General features: G+C 37.3%; 11 protein-coding genes. 9 read left to right on the forward strand and 2 right to left on the reverse strand.

The annotated features are described in order from the left end of the window. The first annotated feature begins 98 nt into the window (after positions 1–98). The 9 genes from DW036_RS07035 (at position 99) to DW036_RS07075 (ending at position 15,516) form a co-directional block, all read left to right on the forward strand. Positions 99–1,331: a site-specific integrase gene (locus tag DW036_RS07035; RefSeq protein WP_118462415.1), complete on the forward strand. Its 1,233-nt coding sequence runs from the start codon at positions 99–101 to the stop codon at positions 1,329–1,331. Between the two features lie 217 nt (positions 1,332–1,548). After that, a complete protein-coding gene (locus DW036_RS07040) occupies positions 1,549–4,719 on the forward strand; it encodes a TonB-dependent receptor (protein WP_118462417.1) in 3,171 nt (1,056 codons plus the stop codon). Between the two features lie 16 nt (positions 4,720–4,735). Then, entirely contained in the window at positions 4,736–6,283 is a 1,548-nt protein-coding gene (locus tag DW036_RS07045) for a RagB/SusD family nutrient uptake outer membrane protein (RefSeq protein ID WP_118462419.1), read from the forward strand. Between the two features lie 27 nt (positions 6,284–6,310). Next, positions 6,311–6,997, forward strand: a complete 687-nt coding sequence (locus tag DW036_RS07050; protein ID WP_118462420.1) for a fasciclin domain-containing protein — start codon at positions 6,311–6,313, stop codon at positions 6,995–6,997. An 18-nt stretch (positions 6,998–7,015) separates the two neighbouring features. Then, positions 7,016–8,107, forward strand: coding sequence for a hypothetical protein (locus DW036_RS07055; RefSeq protein WP_118462422.1), 1,092 nt, complete (start codon positions 7,016–7,018; stop codon positions 8,105–8,107). Between the two features lie 68 nt (positions 8,108–8,175). Then, positions 8,176–8,841: a TonB-dependent receptor plug domain-containing protein gene (locus tag DW036_RS07060; RefSeq protein WP_118462424.1), complete on the forward strand. Its 666-nt coding sequence runs from the start codon at positions 8,176–8,178 to the stop codon at positions 8,839–8,841. 113 nt (positions 8,842–8,954) lie between these two features. Beyond that, positions 8,955–11,666, forward strand: coding sequence for a hypothetical protein (locus DW036_RS07065; protein WP_233560336.1), 2,712 nt, complete (start codon positions 8,955–8,957; stop codon positions 11,664–11,666). Positions 11,667–11,692: 26 nt separating this feature from the next. Then, positions 11,693–12,700, forward strand: a complete 1,008-nt coding sequence (locus DW036_RS07070) for a hypothetical protein (protein ID WP_118463160.1) — start codon at positions 11,693–11,695, stop codon at positions 12,698–12,700. 50 nt (positions 12,701–12,750) lie between these two features. After that, positions 12,751–15,516 carry a hypothetical protein gene (locus DW036_RS07075; protein ID WP_118462428.1) on the forward strand — a complete coding sequence of 922 codons (2,766 nt, stop codon included), beginning with the start codon at positions 12,751–12,753 and terminating at the stop codon, positions 15,514–15,516. Between the two features lie 104 nt (positions 15,517–15,620). Here DW036_RS07075 and DW036_RS07080 read toward each other — a convergent pair whose 3' ends face one another. Next, positions 15,621–16,736 carry an alginate lyase family protein gene (locus tag DW036_RS07080; RefSeq protein WP_118462430.1) on the reverse strand — a complete coding sequence of 372 codons (1,116 nt, stop codon included), beginning with the start codon at positions 16,734–16,736 and terminating at the stop codon, positions 15,621–15,623. A gap of 44 nt (positions 16,737–16,780) precedes the next feature. Beyond that, a complete protein-coding gene (locus tag DW036_RS07085) occupies positions 16,781–18,652 on the reverse strand; it encodes a T9SS type A sorting domain-containing protein (protein ID WP_118462432.1) in 1,872 nt (623 codons plus the stop codon). Positions 18,653–18,788: the final 136 nt, after the last annotated feature.

Here is an 18,788-nt window from a genome sequence, read left to right on the forward strand (position 1 = left end):
CTTTTAATGTGCCCTTTATTTATCAACTTTGTATGCAAATTGCATGTTACTAAATACAATATCAATTCATAGTTAATAATCAACAAATTTAAAAAGCCATGTACAAATATTCTAAAGATGGAGTTTCCGTACTCACAGTATTAGATAAAAGGAAACAAAAAATGAATGGATTATTCCCCATAAAAGTACAAGTTATCCACAACAGGAAACAGAAATATTACTCCACCGGACAAGAAGTTTCCATCAGTGACTGGGAAGTATTACCACACACCAAAAGTCGCCACTTATCCGAAATACGGCGCAACATCGAAAACAGTTTTTCTTTAATCAGGCAACAAGTCGAATTTCTATCTTTTCAAGGCGAATTTCATTTTGACATTCTAAATGCGCGCTTAGGCAGATATTCTAATTTTTCAGTCAATGCTTTATTCCATAAAAAGTTGAAGGAGTTGAAAGAAAATGGACAGGCCAATACTTATCTCTCTTATAAAGGTTCATTAAACAAAATAGAACAGTTTGCAGGGAAACACATTTCTTTTCATGAAATAACCATCAATTGGCTAAACCGTTTTGAACATCACTTATCCGCATCAGGAATTAGCTACTCCAGTATGGGGTTCTACTTCAGAAACTTAAAATGTATTCTCAATTTAGCACGTAAAGACGGTATCATTAAGGAAAGTCAGTATCCTTTTGGAAAAGGGAAGTATGAAGTACCTACCGGATGTGGACGCAAATTGGCATTAAGCCTGAAAGAAATCAAGAAAATTATTACTTTTAATGATGGCACCCAGAAAACTGAAATTTATCGTGATCTGTGGTTCTTTTCTTATTTATGTAATGGTATCAATTTTCGTGATTTATTATATCTGCAATACTCCAATATTATCAATGGTGAGATCTGCTTTATACGTGCAAAAACAGCCCGAAACACCAAACATAGTAAGATTATCCATGCAGTCATCACGCCCGAGATGCAAAAGATAATAGAGAAATGGGGCAATCCACCCACGTCACCGGAAACTTATATCTTTCCTTTTGCTACCGGAAAAGAGAATCCTTTTGAAAGAGTAAAACTGGTAAGGGAGGTTGTCACCGAATGCAATCATATACTTTACAAAATTTCCCATAAGACAGGTATTCCACGTGTCACGACCTATTCAGCGCGTCATTCATTTGCAACAGTATTAAAGCGCAGTGGTGTCAACATTTCCTATATATCCGAAAGCCTTGGACATTCCAATTTAGCCATTACCGAAAACTATCTCGCAAGTTTTGAAGCTGAAGAAAGGAAAAAGAACTCAATACTCTTAACAAGGTTCGATCTATAAAACAAATATATATATGTAAATAGCATGTTCCGTAGTGACGGATAAAAGCCATTTCCATTCCTTTCTTTTCACAAAATCAAATAGATAACTGCTTTTCGTAGACAGAGTTGAAAATGATGTATTGATATTATGTAAAAACAATCTATTATGAACAACTCAAAAAGAATCTTAGGTGAAATCCCTTGTTAATTTAAGTCTAATTTTAAAAAGTAGTTTAATGAAAAAGAAAGAACACAAGTCCAAATCGCTATTCTGGCGATTATCATTAGTTCTATCAGCATTGATTTTGAGTACTAATATGATGGCTCAATCTATAACCCAGACTGGTGTTATTGTTGATCAGAATAATGAACCGATGATTGGTGTAACAGTACAAGTAAAAGGTGCAACGACTGGTGGCATCACGGATTTGGATGGTAACTTCTCCATCAAATGTAATAAAGGTGCCACATTAGTCTTCTCTTTTATGGGATACAAGACAGTGGAACATAAAGCGAGTGGTCAGAGAATGAGAATAGAAATGGCTGAAGATGCTCAAGCTTTAGATGAAGTTGTTATTGTTGGCTTTGGTTCAATGAACAAAAAGCATATTACAGGCTCAATGACTTCAGTAGATTCCAAAATTCTGGAAGAGAAAAACTCCGTGAATGTCTTCGATGCATTACAAGGTGCAGCTCCTGGTATGCAAATCGTTTCAAATTCTGGAGCCCCCGGATCTTCGTCATTTGTATCTATTCGTGGTGCTTCCACTTTTAGTGACGAAGGCGTATCTCCATTGTATGTTGTAGACGGAGTCGTTGTAGATAACATCGACGATATCTCTGCGAATGATATCAAACAGATTGATGTTATGAAAGATGCAGCTTCTTCCGCAATCTATGGTGCCCGTTCTGCCAATGGTGTAATATTGATTACAACTAAATCCGGTGAATCCGGTAAGCCACGTGTTGATGTACGCTATCAACATTCCTTTTATACAGTTGCACGTAAACTTCCTCAGGTTAATGCTTTTGAAAGTCGTTTGAGTATGGCTGCCACAGACTTAGATAATCCATCTAAGACTTTGGAAAAATTCTCTGCACGTACCGACTCCGTTGGTATGCAATACAGTACAAACTATTATTATCAAGATCTGTTATTCCGCACAGGTGGGCGTGATGATGCCAGTGTACAGATTAGTGGTGGTTCTAAAGGTTTTAAGTACCGTGCATCTTTAAATTATATTGGTGAAAAAGGTGTTATATTGGAATCTGGAAACGATAAATATACAGCTAACATTAATGTTGATTATGAACCATGGAAAAATATCAAATTTACAACTCGTGTTCGTTTAAGCTATAATAAGGTTAACAATATAAAAGAATCAGTCTTGCAGGATGCTATGCGTCGTGACCCTGATATGATTATTTGGTATCCGGACGGTGAATTAATTCCTTATTATTCTTCCGGCGGGCGTCGTAATCCTATTGCAGAGTTAAAGCAAAAGTTAGATGAGCGTTCAACTTATAGAGGAAACTTCTATCAAGGTGTAACCTGGACATTTACTCCTTGGTTAAGATTAGATGCTGATATCTCAGCAGATTATACATCTTATAGAAACTTGACATTCTCATCCAAGTATCTGGAAGGAAGTGATAACGGAAAAAATACGGGTGCAGATAGAAGTCAGCAGACATGGAAATATGCAGGTGAAGCGTATTTGAACTTTAATAAAACAATTGCTAAAGACCATTCTTTAAATGCAATGGTTGGTAGTAGCTTTGAAGTAAGTAATCAATTAGAATACAATATAGCTGGCTCTTTCTTCTTATCTGAAGATATTCATTACATGAATCTTGCCACAGTAAAGGATGTGAAAAATATCTATACAAGTGGTTGGGATGAGGCTATGGTTGGTGTTTTCGGACGTGTTGTATATAGTTGGAAAAGTCGCTACACCATAACTGGTAATCTTCGTTTTGACGGTTCTTCACGTTTCGGTAAGAATAATCGTTGGGGATCTTTCCCATCAGTTTCTGCTGCATGGCGTATTTCGGATGAACCATTTATGCGTTGGTCAAATAATGTTCTTACAGATGCAAAAGTTCGTGCCAGTTATGGTATTACCGGTAATGATAAGATTGGTCGTTATGAATCTCAGACTGTTTATACCGCAGGTTCTCAATATTATAATTCAGTAGGAGGTATAGTCCCTGCATCTAAGTATGGTAATCCGGATTTGAAATGGGAACAAACCAAGCAGACAAATATCGGTTTGGATTTGAGCTTCTTAAATGGACGTATCATGTTTGTAGCTGATTATTATATAAAGAAAACAAGTGATCTGCTTTCTGATTATAATCTTCCAAGTACTACCGGTTATGATAAGATGCGTGTAAACTTGGCAAGTATTGAGAATAAAGGTGTTGAATTATCTCTCACCACCACTCCGGTCAGAACACGGGATTTTAGTTGGAGTACAACAGTTAACTGGTGGAAAAATGATAATAAAATCCTGGATTTAGCTCGTGAAGATTATATCAACAGTGCCTGGTTGATTGCAGCAGGAAAACCTGCAGGTTTATTCTATGGTTACAAGAATTTGGGCGTATATGAGTATGATGCGAGCAATGCATGGACTCAAGACTATAAGACTCGTTTAACTCCTGTCTTTAAACGTGATGGTGATGGTAATGTCATTATCGGTTTGAATGGTCAACCGACATTAGAGAAATATTTAAATTCTGATGGCAGTGAATATACTGGTAAAGTCGCTCAAATGACGGTGAATGGTGTGATAGCTGGCGGTGGTGATGTCATATGGTATAATAAGCCTAACGAAAATGGTGAATTGGATAATGTAATTAACTCTAATGACCAGACAGAATTAGGTAAAGCTACCCCGGATTGGTTTGGTTCTTGGGGAAATACTCTTACTTACAAAGATTTCTCTCTTTCATTTAATTTCTATGTTAGTTGGGGCGGTCAAGTTTGGAATGACTTGAAACGTTACTATTGCTCATGGGGAGGTAATACTCATAAACAGACTCCTGAATATATTATGCAAGGATGGAAATATCCAGGTGAGATTACGGGTTGGTATGCACTGAATTCCAGACAACGTAAAACCAATAATCATTCTATGAGTTTGAGTGACCAATTCCTGGAAGATGCAACTTTTATTCGTTTACAATCCGTTCGTTTAAGTTATAATGTAAATCAAAGATTTTTAAATAAGACTCCGCTTCGTTCTGTACAAGCATATATTTATGGTAATAACTTATTGACTTGGACAAATTATACCGGTTATGATCCTGAATTAAGTGGCGGTGTTTTGACACCTGGTAAGGACAGTTCCAAGTATCCTCGCAAGCGTGAATTTGGTATCGGATTTAATGTTGGATTTTAATTAAAAGGATAAGAAAATGAAGAAATATATTATTTTAGCTTTTGCAAGCCTTTTAGCTTTAACAAGTTGTGAAAGCTTTTTGGACCGGTCACCTTTATCAGACTTATCTCCATCAAGTTATTTCAAAGACAAAGCTGAAATGAAAAACTGGAATGCGGGTATATATGATGCATTTCAAAGTGCTCTTTCGAAAAGACAAGTACTTTTCGGTGATGTTCGTTCTGATAATGTAACAGGTACGACTTATGAAGATTCAAAGATTTATATGAATGCTTTGATGTCTAATATTTCAGATACCAGTTGGGAGCCTTTCTATACTTGTATCTCCAGATGTAATATTGGTATTCAGAAATATCCAACTATTCCCAATATCCTGGAGTCTGAATATGCCCCATATATTGGACAATGCTATGCAATGCGCGCTTACTTGTATTTCTGGGGAACCCGTGCTTGGGGTAAAATGCCTATCATAACAGAGCCATGGGATGGTTCTTTAAATAACATAGCTGTTCCCCGTTCCTCTTTGGAGAAAGTAAAAGAACAAATATTGTCTGATATAGAAAGTGCTATTGGATATTTCAATATTTCTGATACAAGTGACAAATTCTATTTAGGAAAAGATGCAATGTATGCTTTATTGACAGAAGTATACATGTGGTACAATGAATATCAGGAGGCATTGAAAGCTTCAGATCATTTCATAGATCATAAGACTCTGACATTATCGAATGGAGAAGTTGAATGGAAGAACATCTTTACCAATCCCTCAGGTTCCAAAGAAGTAGTTTTTGCTATGGCATGGAATTATGAAACAGATGGTGCTCTTGGAGGTTGGCCTCAACTTTTGGGTGCTAGTAATACCAATAATGGTTATAGAATGTCACAACCTATTTTTGACGAATTCATTGATCGCTTACGTTCTGGCGAAGGTTCTGATGCCCGTTTCTGGAATACAATTGATACTGTCAAAGTATACTATAAAGCTTCTCGTGTACCTTTAACTTACGCCAGTTATACAGCCGGTGTAGAAAGTGTAAATAAATGCATCAAGTATAGTGATATTGATCCAGAACGTGAATATGATTCTGCTAACCAAGTATATAAATCATACTTTGCAATCAAAAATACAACGGATAGCGAATTTGCATTGGTAATGATGCGTATGGCGAATATCATGTTACTTCGTGCAGAGGCTTTGAACAAATTAAATAGAGGAGATGAAGCATTAAGTATTGTCAACGATATTCGTAGTCGTGTGGGCTATTTGAAAGATGCCAAGTTAGAAGTTTCCAGTGTCAATAATACGAATGAAGTGGAAAACCTTATTTTGCATGAAAGACAATTGGAGCTTTTTGGAGAAGGTTATCGCTGGTTCGACTTGATGCGCACAGGACGTTTAATAGAGGTGATGGATCCTATCTATTCTGCACGTCAGGAAGCTGCTAATGTAACAGTTACTGGTTTTGGTCATGAAGGTACTAAATATTGGCCTATTTACTATGGTGAGTTTGAGTCCAATAAAGCACTTGTTGGTGATCAAAATGCACCCTATACCGAACGTTAATTATGAACTATTTAAATGAAGCGAATAATGAAACTAAAATATTATAAAATAACATTAGCCTTATTGGTACTTCCTTTCCTATTCATCAGCTGTGAATTGTTGGGACTGGATTATCAAGATTCATATGACTATGATTATAATGAAGGCATGCCCAGTAATAAAATAGATATGTCTGCTTTTGAATTTATTCAATCTCGCACAGATATATTTTCTTTATTGGGAGAGGCTATTCTATATGCAGGAGTTGAAAATGAATTTAAGCGTAGTGGCGTTACCTACTTATTGCCTACAAATACAGCTTTTAATTCTGAAACAAGCACTGATTTAAGTTACTTTCAAACTCATAAATTGACTTATATCGATGATGAGACTGGAGAAATGGTATCTTATGCGCCCATAAGTATGACTGCTTATCCGAAAGAGCAAGTAAAAGAGTTTTTGCTTTACCATATTGTACAAGGTAAGTATACCTTTACTAATCTGCCGGCAGAACCTACCTGGTTTGAAACAATAGCCCCTGCGGATACAGCTAAAGTAAACATGTATTTATTGAAAGACCGTAATCCTAACATTGTGTTTAACAACTTTGATGGTCATTACAAATCTTCGATTAAACCACGTACTTCTAATTTGTACAACTCTGACGGATCATATATGCATGTATTGGATAGTTGGTTGGACCGTCCTACTAAAGAACAATTGAATATGAAATAACCTAAAAAGATTACGATTATGAAATATATTTATCAATTTTTCCTTGTCCTACTTTGCGCTTTCTCCTTTGCAAGCTGCGGCGATGATGATTTTATCGAAATAGACTCATTGAGTGCAGATGGAGATGAGTTCTATTGTAACCAGAAAGTGAAAGTATGGATGTGTGTACGCTCCAGTGACTTATGGCATACTAACTATGAGTGGGATTGTGATGCAGGTACATTGACTCAGCCTCAAGGTTTAAATGAAATGACATGGAAGGCACCGAGTATTCCAGGTACTTATACGATTACTTGTCGTGCAAGTATCGGTGGTGAAACTCAAGTGCGTTCTCATAAAATGTATGTTTCCAGTTACTACTTTGATAAGTTTGAGAAAACTCCTCATTCCTTGTCTCTACAAAGTAATACTACCGGTACATTAAAGAAAGAAGCTGATGGTAACCAGTATCTACAGGCCAAAGTTAATTCAGCAGCAGAAGTGAATCGGTATGTGCGTCGTGCTTTTGGTGATAATACATTATATACTCCGTTTAGCACTCGTATGAAACTCGGTTTTGAATCTAATGTTCCTAATCTGCAAGAGATTAAAGTTGGAACCAAGACAGGCAAACCTATGTTGGAGTATCGCTGGAATTTGAGTTCTGACGCTTCTAATAATGGTGCTTATATTAATCAGATTCGTTTATTGTGGTATCCGGGAAAACTGAAAAGTGGAGAGGTTTATCCTGCCGTACCTAATGATGATGTAACGGTGGAAGGAACTTCCGATTACAACGTACAGTTAATAGTACAATATACATCTACAGAAGGTAAAAAAACTACGTATAACGAATATCATAACCTGAATACGATGAATACATTTACAGCTAAGCTTTATCAGACAGTTTCTATGTCTGTAGACGAAAGTGAGGCACTCATTGTCCATGTAGCAGGTCAGGAAGTCTTGAAGAGTACCATTTTAAGTAATGCCCGTAGTATAAATGCTTGTGAAGGCCGTATGTCCATTAATAACTGGGAACTTTATCTTCCTAATGGTAATGGTGGAAAAGAAATTCCAGTATTATATATTGATGATGCTTATGCTTCAAATACTGGTATTTTAAAATAATATTCATTAATCAAAAAGTATCTTAGGAGTCATTATACCCCTAAGGTACTTTTTTAATTCTTACGATTATGAAAAAACGATTATTTCTCGCATTGTGTACATCTCTGTTTATACTAACTGCCCTAGGGCAAGATTTTAGAGGAGTTATTGTTAATGCTAAACAACGACCTCTGAAAGGAATGAAGGTTTGGAAGAAAAATACTACAGAGAGTGTGAAGACTGACGAAATGGGAGTATTCTCCTTTTCCGGTTTAAAACCTACAGATACATTGGTTGTGTCTATATCAAAAAAAGAGGAAGCTGTTATTCCAATTGGTAAAATGTCACAAGCTTCTCTTAAAATAGAGAAGAAATTCTTTATATTATTTGATGGTCAAAAAGACGAAAAAAGGGAATATACCAAAATACTTCGTGCCAGTTATAATTCCAACGTACTGACTCATGAGCAAATTCAGAAGCTATCAGCTAATAATATTTATGATTTATTCAAAGGTGGAGCTATTCCGGGAGTAACTGTAAACGGAGATAAAATAACAATCAGAGGTGGAAGTTCATTCGATTTGGATAACGAACCTTTATTTGTTGTAGACGGTACTTTGTATGAAAGTAGCAGTGAAGTTGATGGAGTAGTCTCAATCAATGATATTGATAAAGTGGAAATTCAGAAAGATGGTGCAGCTTATGGCATGAAAGGAGCTAATGGTGTCATTGTTATCACTACAATTAAAAAATAGCATAATACATATCCACTATGAGGAACAGCCGAATACGTTATCTCCTAACTATATGGGTGATATTTTTTGTTAGCATATTTACATGCAATGCCCAGCAAATTGATACTGTTTATATGAATAAAGTAGCTCGTTCATTTAAGCAAATCACCAATCTGCCGCAAGAAAAAGTATATCTGCATACAGATAAACCATATTATTTTGTAGGAGATACTATTTGGTTGAAAGCATATTTGGTGAATGCCATTACTCATTTTTCAGGAAATGGAAGCCACTATGTATATGTAGAACTTATAAATCGCAAAGATAAAGTCTTGCAACGTATCAAAATTCAGCAAGATAAAGGTCTCTTTGCAAATTATCTCACCTTACCTAAAACATTGGAGGCGGGTGATTATTATCTTCGTGCATATACTCATTGGATGCTAAATGAAGATTCTTCTTTTTACTTTTCTAAGAATCTAAAAATATTAGCTTCGCAATCATCTTTTATGTATCCCGAAATTCGATATGATCAGAAAGGTAAAAGGCGTACGGCAATTATTACATTCAAAAGGCCTGACAATGGCGTCTATGCAGGCAATTATGTACATTATATGGTTCGTACTAAAACACATGAAAATAAATTTCGGCAGCAACAAACTAATAAAAATGGAGAAATACAGATAGACATTCCGGAAAAAGAAGAAATAGAACAATATATCTATGTTGTACTGGAAGACAAACAATTAAAATATAAGCATACGTTCTACGTTCCTGATGCTTTTGATTATCAAGTTGATTTCTTTCCGGAAGGAGGTAACCTGATAGGAGGTTGTACTCAAAAAATAGGTATAAAAGCTATAGATATAAATGGGAATTCTGTAGAGATAGCAGGTGACATTTTAAATAGTAATGGCGATACCATAACTCATTTTAAGAGTGTCTATGCCGGTATGGGTAGTTTTATGCTACCAGTTTCAATGGGTGAAAAATATAAGGCAATTGTTAGTACAACAGAAGGTATAAAAAAAGAATTCTCATTACCGGAACCAGAAGCGAATAGACTTGCTTTATCTATTACTGAACGTAATGGAGTTATACACTATACAATATTACATACTCCTCAGAAAAAGCTTTCAGAGAATTTGTATTTAGTAGCTCATATTCGTGGATTTCTTCTATTTATACAACCTATCGAAAAAGAACAAGGAGCTATCAGTTTACAATCCGTTCCGGAAGGCATACTGACTCTTACACTATTGGATGGAAACTATCTTCCGCATAGTGAACGTCTTGCTTTCGTTCGCCGGGAAAATAATTCTGTTTGGAAACTGACTCCTGATAAATCATCTTATGGTCCACGTTCTCCGGTTTCTCTCGACATTCATTTATCTGATCTGTCAGGACAACCCATAAAAGGCAATTTTTCATTAAGTGTTACTGATAATTATGCAATTGGATGTGATTCGATAGGAGATAACATTCTTTCTAATCTACTGTTAACATCTGATTTAAAAGGATATATTGAAACGCCTGGGTATTATTTTAAAAATAATTCCCAGCGACTAAAAGCTTGCCTGGATAATTTAATGTTGACACAGGGTTGGAGCCGATTTAATGTGGAAGATCTTTTAAAAGAACAGCAGACGAATCCGCAGTATTTTATGGAAGTCGGACAGTTTGTTTCCGGTAAGGTATTGGATATCCGCAACAAGCCACTTGCAGGAAAACATGTGAATGTGTTTGTCAATAAGCGCCCTTATCCTTCAATATATACAGATCGTAATGGAGTATTTCTTGTTGATAAGTTAAGTTATGCAGACACAGCCAGAGTGGAAGCACAAGTAATAGAGAAAGGAAAAATATTCCGTGCCAATGTTCAAATAGACCGGGATTATTTTCCAGAAGCGACTAATGCCCACCCTTATATAAATACAAAGTATCAGCACCAAACTGAATATATTGAGGAGATGCAATCTCCCTTTGTAAAAGAAGATGGTGTTTTAATGTTACGGCTTCCGGAAGTCATAATCAATGCCAGAACTCTGGTGAAAGATCGTTTTTCTTCTTTTAAAATGGACGATGAAGAAATGTTATCTCAACAAGATGCACGCACAGCACTTGATCTGGTAAAGAAAGTTCCAGGATTTCGAATTATCGATAATCGACCCTATATTAATCCTAAATATTCTCAACGTCCAGAACATTTAATGTCTAATGATGTAAATAACCGAAATACATTACGTCCGAAAGAAAAAATAGATTATGGCCGTACCGCACGCTTTATGTTAGATAACAGGACTGTTGGCTTTAATGTGCTTTCTCTTATCGATGCAGCAGATATTATTGGTGTACATAAAATAGATCCGGAAATTGATGCAGCTGTCAATATCACTCAAAATCTGAAATATTTGGAGGCAGCATATAATGAGGCATTTGAAAGCGGTGCTACTTTAGAAGAATTGGAAGAACTGGAAGTTGACAGGCAGCTTCAAAAAATGAAAGATGGATCTCAAAATATTTCCGGAGGATGTATTGTATTAACCTCTCGTACCGGTAATTTAGCAATTCCCAGTACTTCCCAGGGAGATACAGCTTTCCTGCTTGGCTTCAATCGATATAAGTCTTTTTATAGTCCTAAATATACAACTGATATTGAACGCCAATCTTCTGTATCGGATAATCGTACTACTATTTATTGGCAACCAAAACTTTTTACTGATGAAAATGGTAATGCCAATGTTCATTTTTATACTGCTGATCGGCCAAGTTATTATACTGTAGTTATTGAAGGGATAACAGATAAGGGGGTTCCTTGTCGGTATGAGTATTTATTAAAAAGATAATGTCACATCTTATAAATGATAAAACTATGAAACATATTAATTTATTTCTGATGTTGTGCGTACTTTGTATTGCCGTATACGGAATAAGTGCTTGTTCCAAAGAAGAGAATCATAAGCCAGATACGGATCAGTCTATTCCAGCTCCAAAGCCAGACCCTACTCCAGAGCCTGAACCTAACAATTACACATTGCAAGGAACTATGCAGGCTGCGGAACAATTAGTTGGAAAAAAATATTCTGAGATTCATAAGTATATGCGTTCTTACGGCTGGGATTATTCTGAACACCCCAATTCATCTGACAAAGATCACAATGACGGTATACATTGTGAGGTTGTATACGACAAAATCATACAACAATATGTTTTTAAATTTATCATTCATGCCAATGCAGAGATACTTGATGGTGATCGCGGAAAATTGGAAGACCGTCAACGTAATGAAATGAAAACACAAACAACTGCTGCTTGGTATAAATTGAATGGAAACTGGGACGAATGGCAACGCTTGGAATGGAAATTCCGTATTCCGAAAGATTTTAAACCTTCTACGAATTTCTGTCACATCCACCAACTAAAAGCGCAGGAAGGAAACAATGGTTCTCCACTGATAACGATTACTCCCCGCTGCAATAGCAATGGTAGTAATCGACGAATACAAGTTATTCATACAGGTGATAAAAGTGCCACTAATAAAGGTACAATAATAGACAATTTACCTCTATCAGACTTTGAGGATGAATGGATACAAGTAGAGACAGAAATGCATTATACCCATAATGGTTCATTTAGCATTAAGATGACACGTATCAGTGATGGAAAAATCCTAGTTAATAAATCGTTCTCTGATATAGACATGTGGAGAAAAGGTGCTATTAGTATTCGTAATAAATATGGCATTTATCGGAGTTTTGGCAGAAATATGGATGGTGTGGATGATCGCCCGACAAACGGAATAAAAGATGAAACGCTACAACTGGCTGATTTTAAAGTCTACGAAAAAAATACGAACCCTAATCCGGAGAGTCACGATTAAAATGTAAGAAATAACATAGAGAGTTCTACTCCGGCCCTAAATAAGGTAAGATGAAAAAGTTGTTTATTACAATGATCTGTATCTTTATTCTTCCTTCTTTGTTTTTCAAGGATGGAGGCGAAATACTAGCTTTTCCAACTCAGGAGAAAGTCTACCTCCATACCGACAAACCTTTCTATTTAATCGGTGATACCATTTGGCTAAAAGGTTATCTTGTAGATGCACAAACGCATAAAGAGAGAGATGCGCAAAGTCGTTTTTTATATATCGAACTCATAAACCGGAAGAATAAGGTAATTCAGCGTAAAAAAATAAAAGAAGAAAACGGGCATTTTTCTAACTTCATTCCTTTAGAAAAAGATATTGAAGAGGCCGATTATCAGATTCGCGTTTACACCAATTTCATGAGAAATCAAGGAGAGGAGTTTTTCTTTACCAAGCAGATTCCAGTATATGCCAATACCTCTTCGTTACTTACTGCGAACATCGAATATGATTCGGATGAAACCGATGGAAAATATGCCGTTATCACCTTGTTGCGTAAAGAGGGCACTCCCTATGCAGGTTCTCGTGTCGAGTATATGATTCGCACGAAAGAGTATAAGAATCGCTTTCGTCGTGTGAGAACAAATGCCGATGGACAAATACGCTTTAAGTTACCCGACCGGAAGAAAGGCGTGGAACCTTATGTTTATCTTTCTCTATACGAGAAGGAATATGTACACCGCAAGCGCATCTTCCTGCCTCAGGATTATGAATATACAGTTGGCTTCTATCCGGAAGGAGGGCATTTACTGGTAGGAGTACAACAGCAGGTTGCCTTTAAAGCAGAAACATCGACTGGGGAAATAATAAATGTAGAAGGATATGTATTAAATCAGCGAAAAGATACATTGGCTACACTCAGCAGCGAATATGCGGGCATAGGTTCATTTACGATTCAAACCCAAGCGACAGATACACTGTGCGCTTTTGTGAAAGATAAGTTCGGACATGAGCAGAGTTTTACTTTGCCTAAAGCTTCCAACACCCATGTTGCTCTTGCCATACATCAGGATACCACTTTCGTACACTATCGTATACTCACTCCTTCGGATAGAGTACTAAATGAGGATTTCGGCTTAATGGTGCATACACGTGGCAAGATTCTCATGAATCGTGTCATATCCTGCGAAAAATTGTCCGATAGTATCCCTCTCGATTTATTTCCTGAAGGAATTACCCATTTCACATTATTCAATCTGGATACGACAGTGGTAAGTGAGCGTCTTGTCTTTGTCAGGAAGCCTTCTACAGTATTTCAGTTGGCTGTTTCTGGTAGTCCAGCCAATAGTCGCCAACTTATAAAAATGGGGCTACGGGTGTTGAATGAGCGGCAAATGTCAGTACAGGGAAATTTCTCTTTGAGTATAACCGATGATTTCGCCGTGAATATAGATTCTACTGCCAACCATCTGGTCAGTGAGCTATTACTGAACTCGGATTTAAGAGGCAATGTTTTTTCTCCTGGTTACTATTTCTCTTTTCACACTCCGAGCATCAAAAAGCATTTGGACCAACTCATGCTGACACACGGCTGGCGTAGATATGATGTGAATACAAACTTGAGAGAAGCGAAATATAAATATGAAGTTGAGAAAACTCAGCAAATCTGCGGATATGTTGAAAGTCATTTTGATAAGAAAAGATTGTCTCATTTTGCACTGCTTGTGAGCACTTCTCAAAAAGCTTTCAAACAAATTGTTATTTCCAATGAGAAAGGAGAGTTTTGTTTTACCCATAATTTTCAGCAGGTCAAGAATCGTTTGACAGAGTTCTTGATTAACGGTGCTGGGAAAAAACCCAAATGGCGATATGGGATTTATATGAATGAAACGGAATATCCCGGTACCGGACATTTGCACTGGCAAAAAGATGAAATACCTTTGAAAAGTAGAGCTTTCATTAAAAGTGTGCGCGAAGATTATACTCTTGTAAATGGAGAAAAAATATACCGACTGCCGGAAGTGGAGGTCACCGCTTTGCAATTACCGGATGGGTGGGTCTCATATAAGGTGGTTGAACCAGAAAAGATAGAGCAGATAAATGAAAAGACGGCTTTGGATTTGTTGAAGAGAACTCCTAACATTATGGTTTATTCCGGAGTTAGAAATAGTGTTAACCAAATGTTTGTATTAGTTCCAAACAGAAACTTCAACGAAAAAAGTTCTTACAGCAAAATATCTGGTTCTAATGGCCAAAGTCCGATATCAGGTTACTGGGAACGCTTCTGGAAAAGAGTACCCGTAATAGTTGATGGATATGAACTAAAGAATCTACAAGATCTGGAAAATCTGCGTGCCGAAGATGTGAAGTCTATAAATTTTGTACGAGATAAGGCAATGTATATTGCAAACAGCGAGGATCATTATACTTGGGAAAATTATGAAGAAACAGAAGCTGTGACAATAGCTAATGCACCGAGAACTGGTGATGCACTACCTTTGATTGTTCAGCCCCAGAAAGTATATATAAGTACTTATCTCTCTAAAGGAATTATCGGTTCTTCTATTCCGAGCATTGCTCGTATAGGTTATTTATCTTATGCTAAGAATGCTGAATTTTATGCTCCCAAATACCCTACCGAAGAAAGCCGTAAGATTATCAACTCTGATAAACGTACTACCATTCACTGGGAACCCAATATCCGTCTGAATGAGAAAGGTGAAACAGGACTAAGTTTTTATACAGCAGATCGCCCTTCTACTTATACGATAGTGATAGAAGGTATAACAGATGATGGGAAAGTCTGTCGGTATGTAAAGCAAATAAAATGAGAAGAAATAAACGATATTACACAAGTAACAAATTACTTGTGTAATATCGAAATACTATAACTATTCTCTAAGAGTATACTAAGAATAAAAGAGGTCGCACAGTTTTATTGAACTGGGAAATCTGCACTGGTCAGAGATGCCCAAGGCATAAACGATTGGTTAACTGTTCCTTCCGGACGACTTTTCTGAATCATTTTATAGGTATAAGGCATATCCATTCCTTTGCGGTCATGATAATGATGGTAAGCGCGTTCCCAGGCAGGACATATCTTTTCGCGTTGTTTGGGCGAGATCTCAGGTCCATAGACTGGTTTTCCAAACCAAGTGATATACTGTATATGAGGAACTTCTTCACCCGACATGTATTTAGCTGTATATTCAAATCCTTTATAGAGACGATTATCGAACGCCCCATATAAGTCTGTTTTTTGGTTCCATGCTATCTCTGCGGCACAAGCAAGGAAAGCAAGCCCCATCTGTACATGCTGCTGATCACGTCCACTCTCTTGACATTGTCCGTTTTCATAAAAATAGTTCTTTATAGAGCCGTTACTATCACCGTCTGTCAACTGTTTGCATGCTTTGTCAAAAATATCTCGTCGATCAAGGAAGATGCCGATACACATTATGGTTTGTCCGTTGGCAGCATCCCAATTGCCATTGTAACGAGGTGTCCAGTCTGTTATCACAGGATACCAAATATTGATTACCATATCTTCAAATGCTTTACGATCTTTGTCACTCCAACCTTTGTAGGTATATTTGATGATCTCGGCAGCATTGAGATACTTAATGCCTGCTGTACCCACTTTCAGTTGGCGATTGTGATTGACGACAGATTCAAGGGTATTTGCCCAAGCATTAAAAATTTCAATAGCCTTTTCCGCATAAGCTTTGTCTCCTTCCACATACCATTGCAACGCCATGGTGTAGGCGGCGGCTCCATCACGTACAAACTCTTTCCCGCCATTATCGGGCTGATTATACGGGCCGTTATCCACAACTTTAAATGGAGTTGGCTTATAGTGGAGTGAGGCAATTTCTGAATCTTTGAGCTGATTCCATGCTTCCTTCCAAGGCTCTTCACCTGCAAGGATTTTTGTTTTCATAAACTCGAGGTCAGAGGTCGTATGCAACATTCCGGGATGCACAAATTCTTGTCCGAAACAAACTGTACACATCAATACGTACAGGAGCGAGATAAAAGTTTTTTTTGTCATAACAATTAGTAGATTTATTTCTGATATTCAAGAGCATAATCAAATCACTTTCCGGTAGTTCTGATAAGAACTTTCTGAGTGTAAACTTTCCGGCCGGCCTCTTCCACACGAACTATGTAAAAGTCATCGTTCAATGCCATACTTTCCACCCAGTTATTAGTAGAAGATTTAAGCGTTTGCACCATACTTCCGTTCGTAGTATAAATAGATATCAATGCATCTTTTTGTGATTTTACTCTCACACGGTTTATCTCTACAATGATATGCGGGGTATTTTCTCTATTTACTTCAGGCATTAACCCCGTAGATATACCTCTAGCTTCTCTTTGAGCTTCATAAAGTGATGTTGGTTGCAGATTCTTACGATTCTGCCCTTCGATATATCCATCCATATATTCACTCATCGTATTACGATATCGCCGTATCGTCTTCGCCGTACAACCGATAGCATAGTTCTGCCCTGTAGGTACTTTGTCCAGATAAATAGCACCTCCCTGTACATCGCAATTCCAAAAGACACTGTTAGTACCTCCCCAGCCATGACCACTTCCCATGTTATCACGTAAGTACATGCCGATTTTACCGGCATTTGATTTTATGGTTCCCAATTCTTTCCAATTGTCAAACAGAATACCTTGTGACCATAAACGGTGTCCCTCTGCCTGTGCAAGAGAAAGCTCCGAACGGAAATTTAACACCACAATACCGCTGGTAGTGGCACAACCGTTAGAGATATAGTGATGGCGTCCGTTACGGGCATAACAGTTCTTAAGCAAGATCAGTTGTGAACGATGGTAGTTTTCAAAGTTATAATATGTACCTCCGGTGCAAAGTCCTGAAGGATCAATTGCATAACAATCTTCGATTGTGCTCCGCGTAGTCGATGTTGTTTTGATACCTGCATGAACGAATCCTGACATCGAAACACCTTTTACCCATGAATTTTCTAAAGAACTCATATAGATACAGTTCTGATCGACATTGGCCGTAGAATTTTCCGGGCTTCTTTCCAAAGAGATATGCAGGTTTTCAATACCTACATTGTGACGAACAGTACCCGGATTCTCAATCTTATAAATATAAGCTTGTGCATATTGCTGATCGAGTGTATAGAAAACAGGTGCATCCACTTCAATTGTATTTCCTTCTACATTGGTCACATAACGGTGATAGGAAATATCAATATCTTTAATCTTCCATTTCATACTTTCATCTGTATTCCGTTTTGTGTTTCCACCATACCAGACTGCTTCCAACCATTCCGTAGTAGTGGGGTACTTTATACAGATTAAATCGCCAGCTTGATAAGCACTTGCGTCAGTTACCTGAAATGAATAATCTCCCGGCATTACCTTCCGGGTTGTAATATTTACCTGGTTGTTTCCTTTTCCATTGCCCCAGTTGTGTGCAGAAGAATTTCCCATTAAAATGAGTCGCTTTGCCTTCTCGGAAGCATTTCTACCATACAGGACGGTAGAATCATTCTCAGAAAAACAATTACCTTCACCGCGCAGGATAACTCCATCGTACGTCAAATTCAAGGTTCCATCAATATTATATCGCCCAGCTTTCAATAGTACGACTCCCCGGATGCCGTCAGCATTCAACTCATATTGTCCAACCTCATTAATCGCTTTTTGTACATGTTGCGTATTGTCAGCTTCTTTATCTTCCAGTGGACTAATAACGATGGTGCGTTCCGGCAAGTTGATTACAGGAATATCTTTCCCATTTTTATAGCCTGCCTGGCTAAAATCGGGTATGACAAAACCATCTTTATCTTTCTGATAAGTCAGATTTCCGGTCTTATCCTGAGTTACGAGTTGTGATTGCCAGCTTTCTTGTGCCATGAGCAAATTAGAACCTACGAATCCAGAGAATCCTATAAATAAGGATATAAGGTGCGCTTTCTTCATATTTATTAGTTTTTTATTTGTTTTACAAAGAAACCCTTTCTTTAGCTACCCCCTTTATTGAGAAATCTCATTTTCTTGCAATTTTGTATCATATTAAAGTATTAAGTGAAGCACCGACCTCAATCTTTTCTCATTC

Source organism: Bacteroides sp. AF39-11AC (assembly GCF_003474285.1).
GTDB lineage: Bacteria > Bacteroidota > Bacteroidia > Bacteroidales > Bacteroidaceae > Bacteroides.

What these genes read in the sequence shown, in the direction of transcription:
- DW036_RS07035 (WP_118462415.1), top strand. Translation starts at nt 99, where the DNA reads ATGTACAAATATTCTAAAGATGGAGTTTCCGTACTCACAGTATTAGAT.
- DW036_RS07040 (WP_118462417.1), top strand. Translation starts at nt 1,549, where the DNA reads ATGAAAAAGAAAGAACACAAGTCCAAATCGCTATTCTGGCGATTATCA.
- DW036_RS07045 (WP_118462419.1), top strand. Translation starts at nt 4,736, where the DNA reads ATGAAGAAATATATTATTTTAGCTTTTGCAAGCCTTTTAGCTTTAACA.
- DW036_RS07050 (WP_118462420.1), top strand. Translation starts at nt 6,311, where the DNA reads ATGAAACTAAAATATTATAAAATAACATTAGCCTTATTGGTACTTCCT.
- DW036_RS07055 (WP_118462422.1), top strand. Translation starts at nt 7,016, where the DNA reads ATGAAATATATTTATCAATTTTTCCTTGTCCTACTTTGCGCTTTCTCC.
- DW036_RS07060 (WP_118462424.1), top strand. Translation starts at nt 8,176, where the DNA reads ATGAAAAAACGATTATTTCTCGCATTGTGTACATCTCTGTTTATACTA.
- DW036_RS07065 (WP_233560336.1), top strand. Translation starts at nt 8,955, where the DNA reads ATGAATAAAGTAGCTCGTTCATTTAAGCAAATCACCAATCTGCCGCAA.
- DW036_RS07070 (WP_118463160.1), top strand. Translation starts at nt 11,693, where the DNA reads ATGAAACATATTAATTTATTTCTGATGTTGTGCGTACTTTGTATTGCC.
- DW036_RS07075 (WP_118462428.1), top strand. Translation starts at nt 12,751, where the DNA reads ATGAAAAAGTTGTTTATTACAATGATCTGTATCTTTATTCTTCCTTCT.
- DW036_RS07080 (WP_118462430.1), bottom strand. Translation starts at nt 16,736, where the DNA reads ATGACAAAAAAAACTTTTATCTCGCTCCTGTACGTATTGATGTGTACA.
- DW036_RS07085 (WP_118462432.1), bottom strand. Translation starts at nt 18,652, where the DNA reads ATGAAGAAAGCGCACCTTATATCCTTATTTATAGGATTCTCTGGATTC.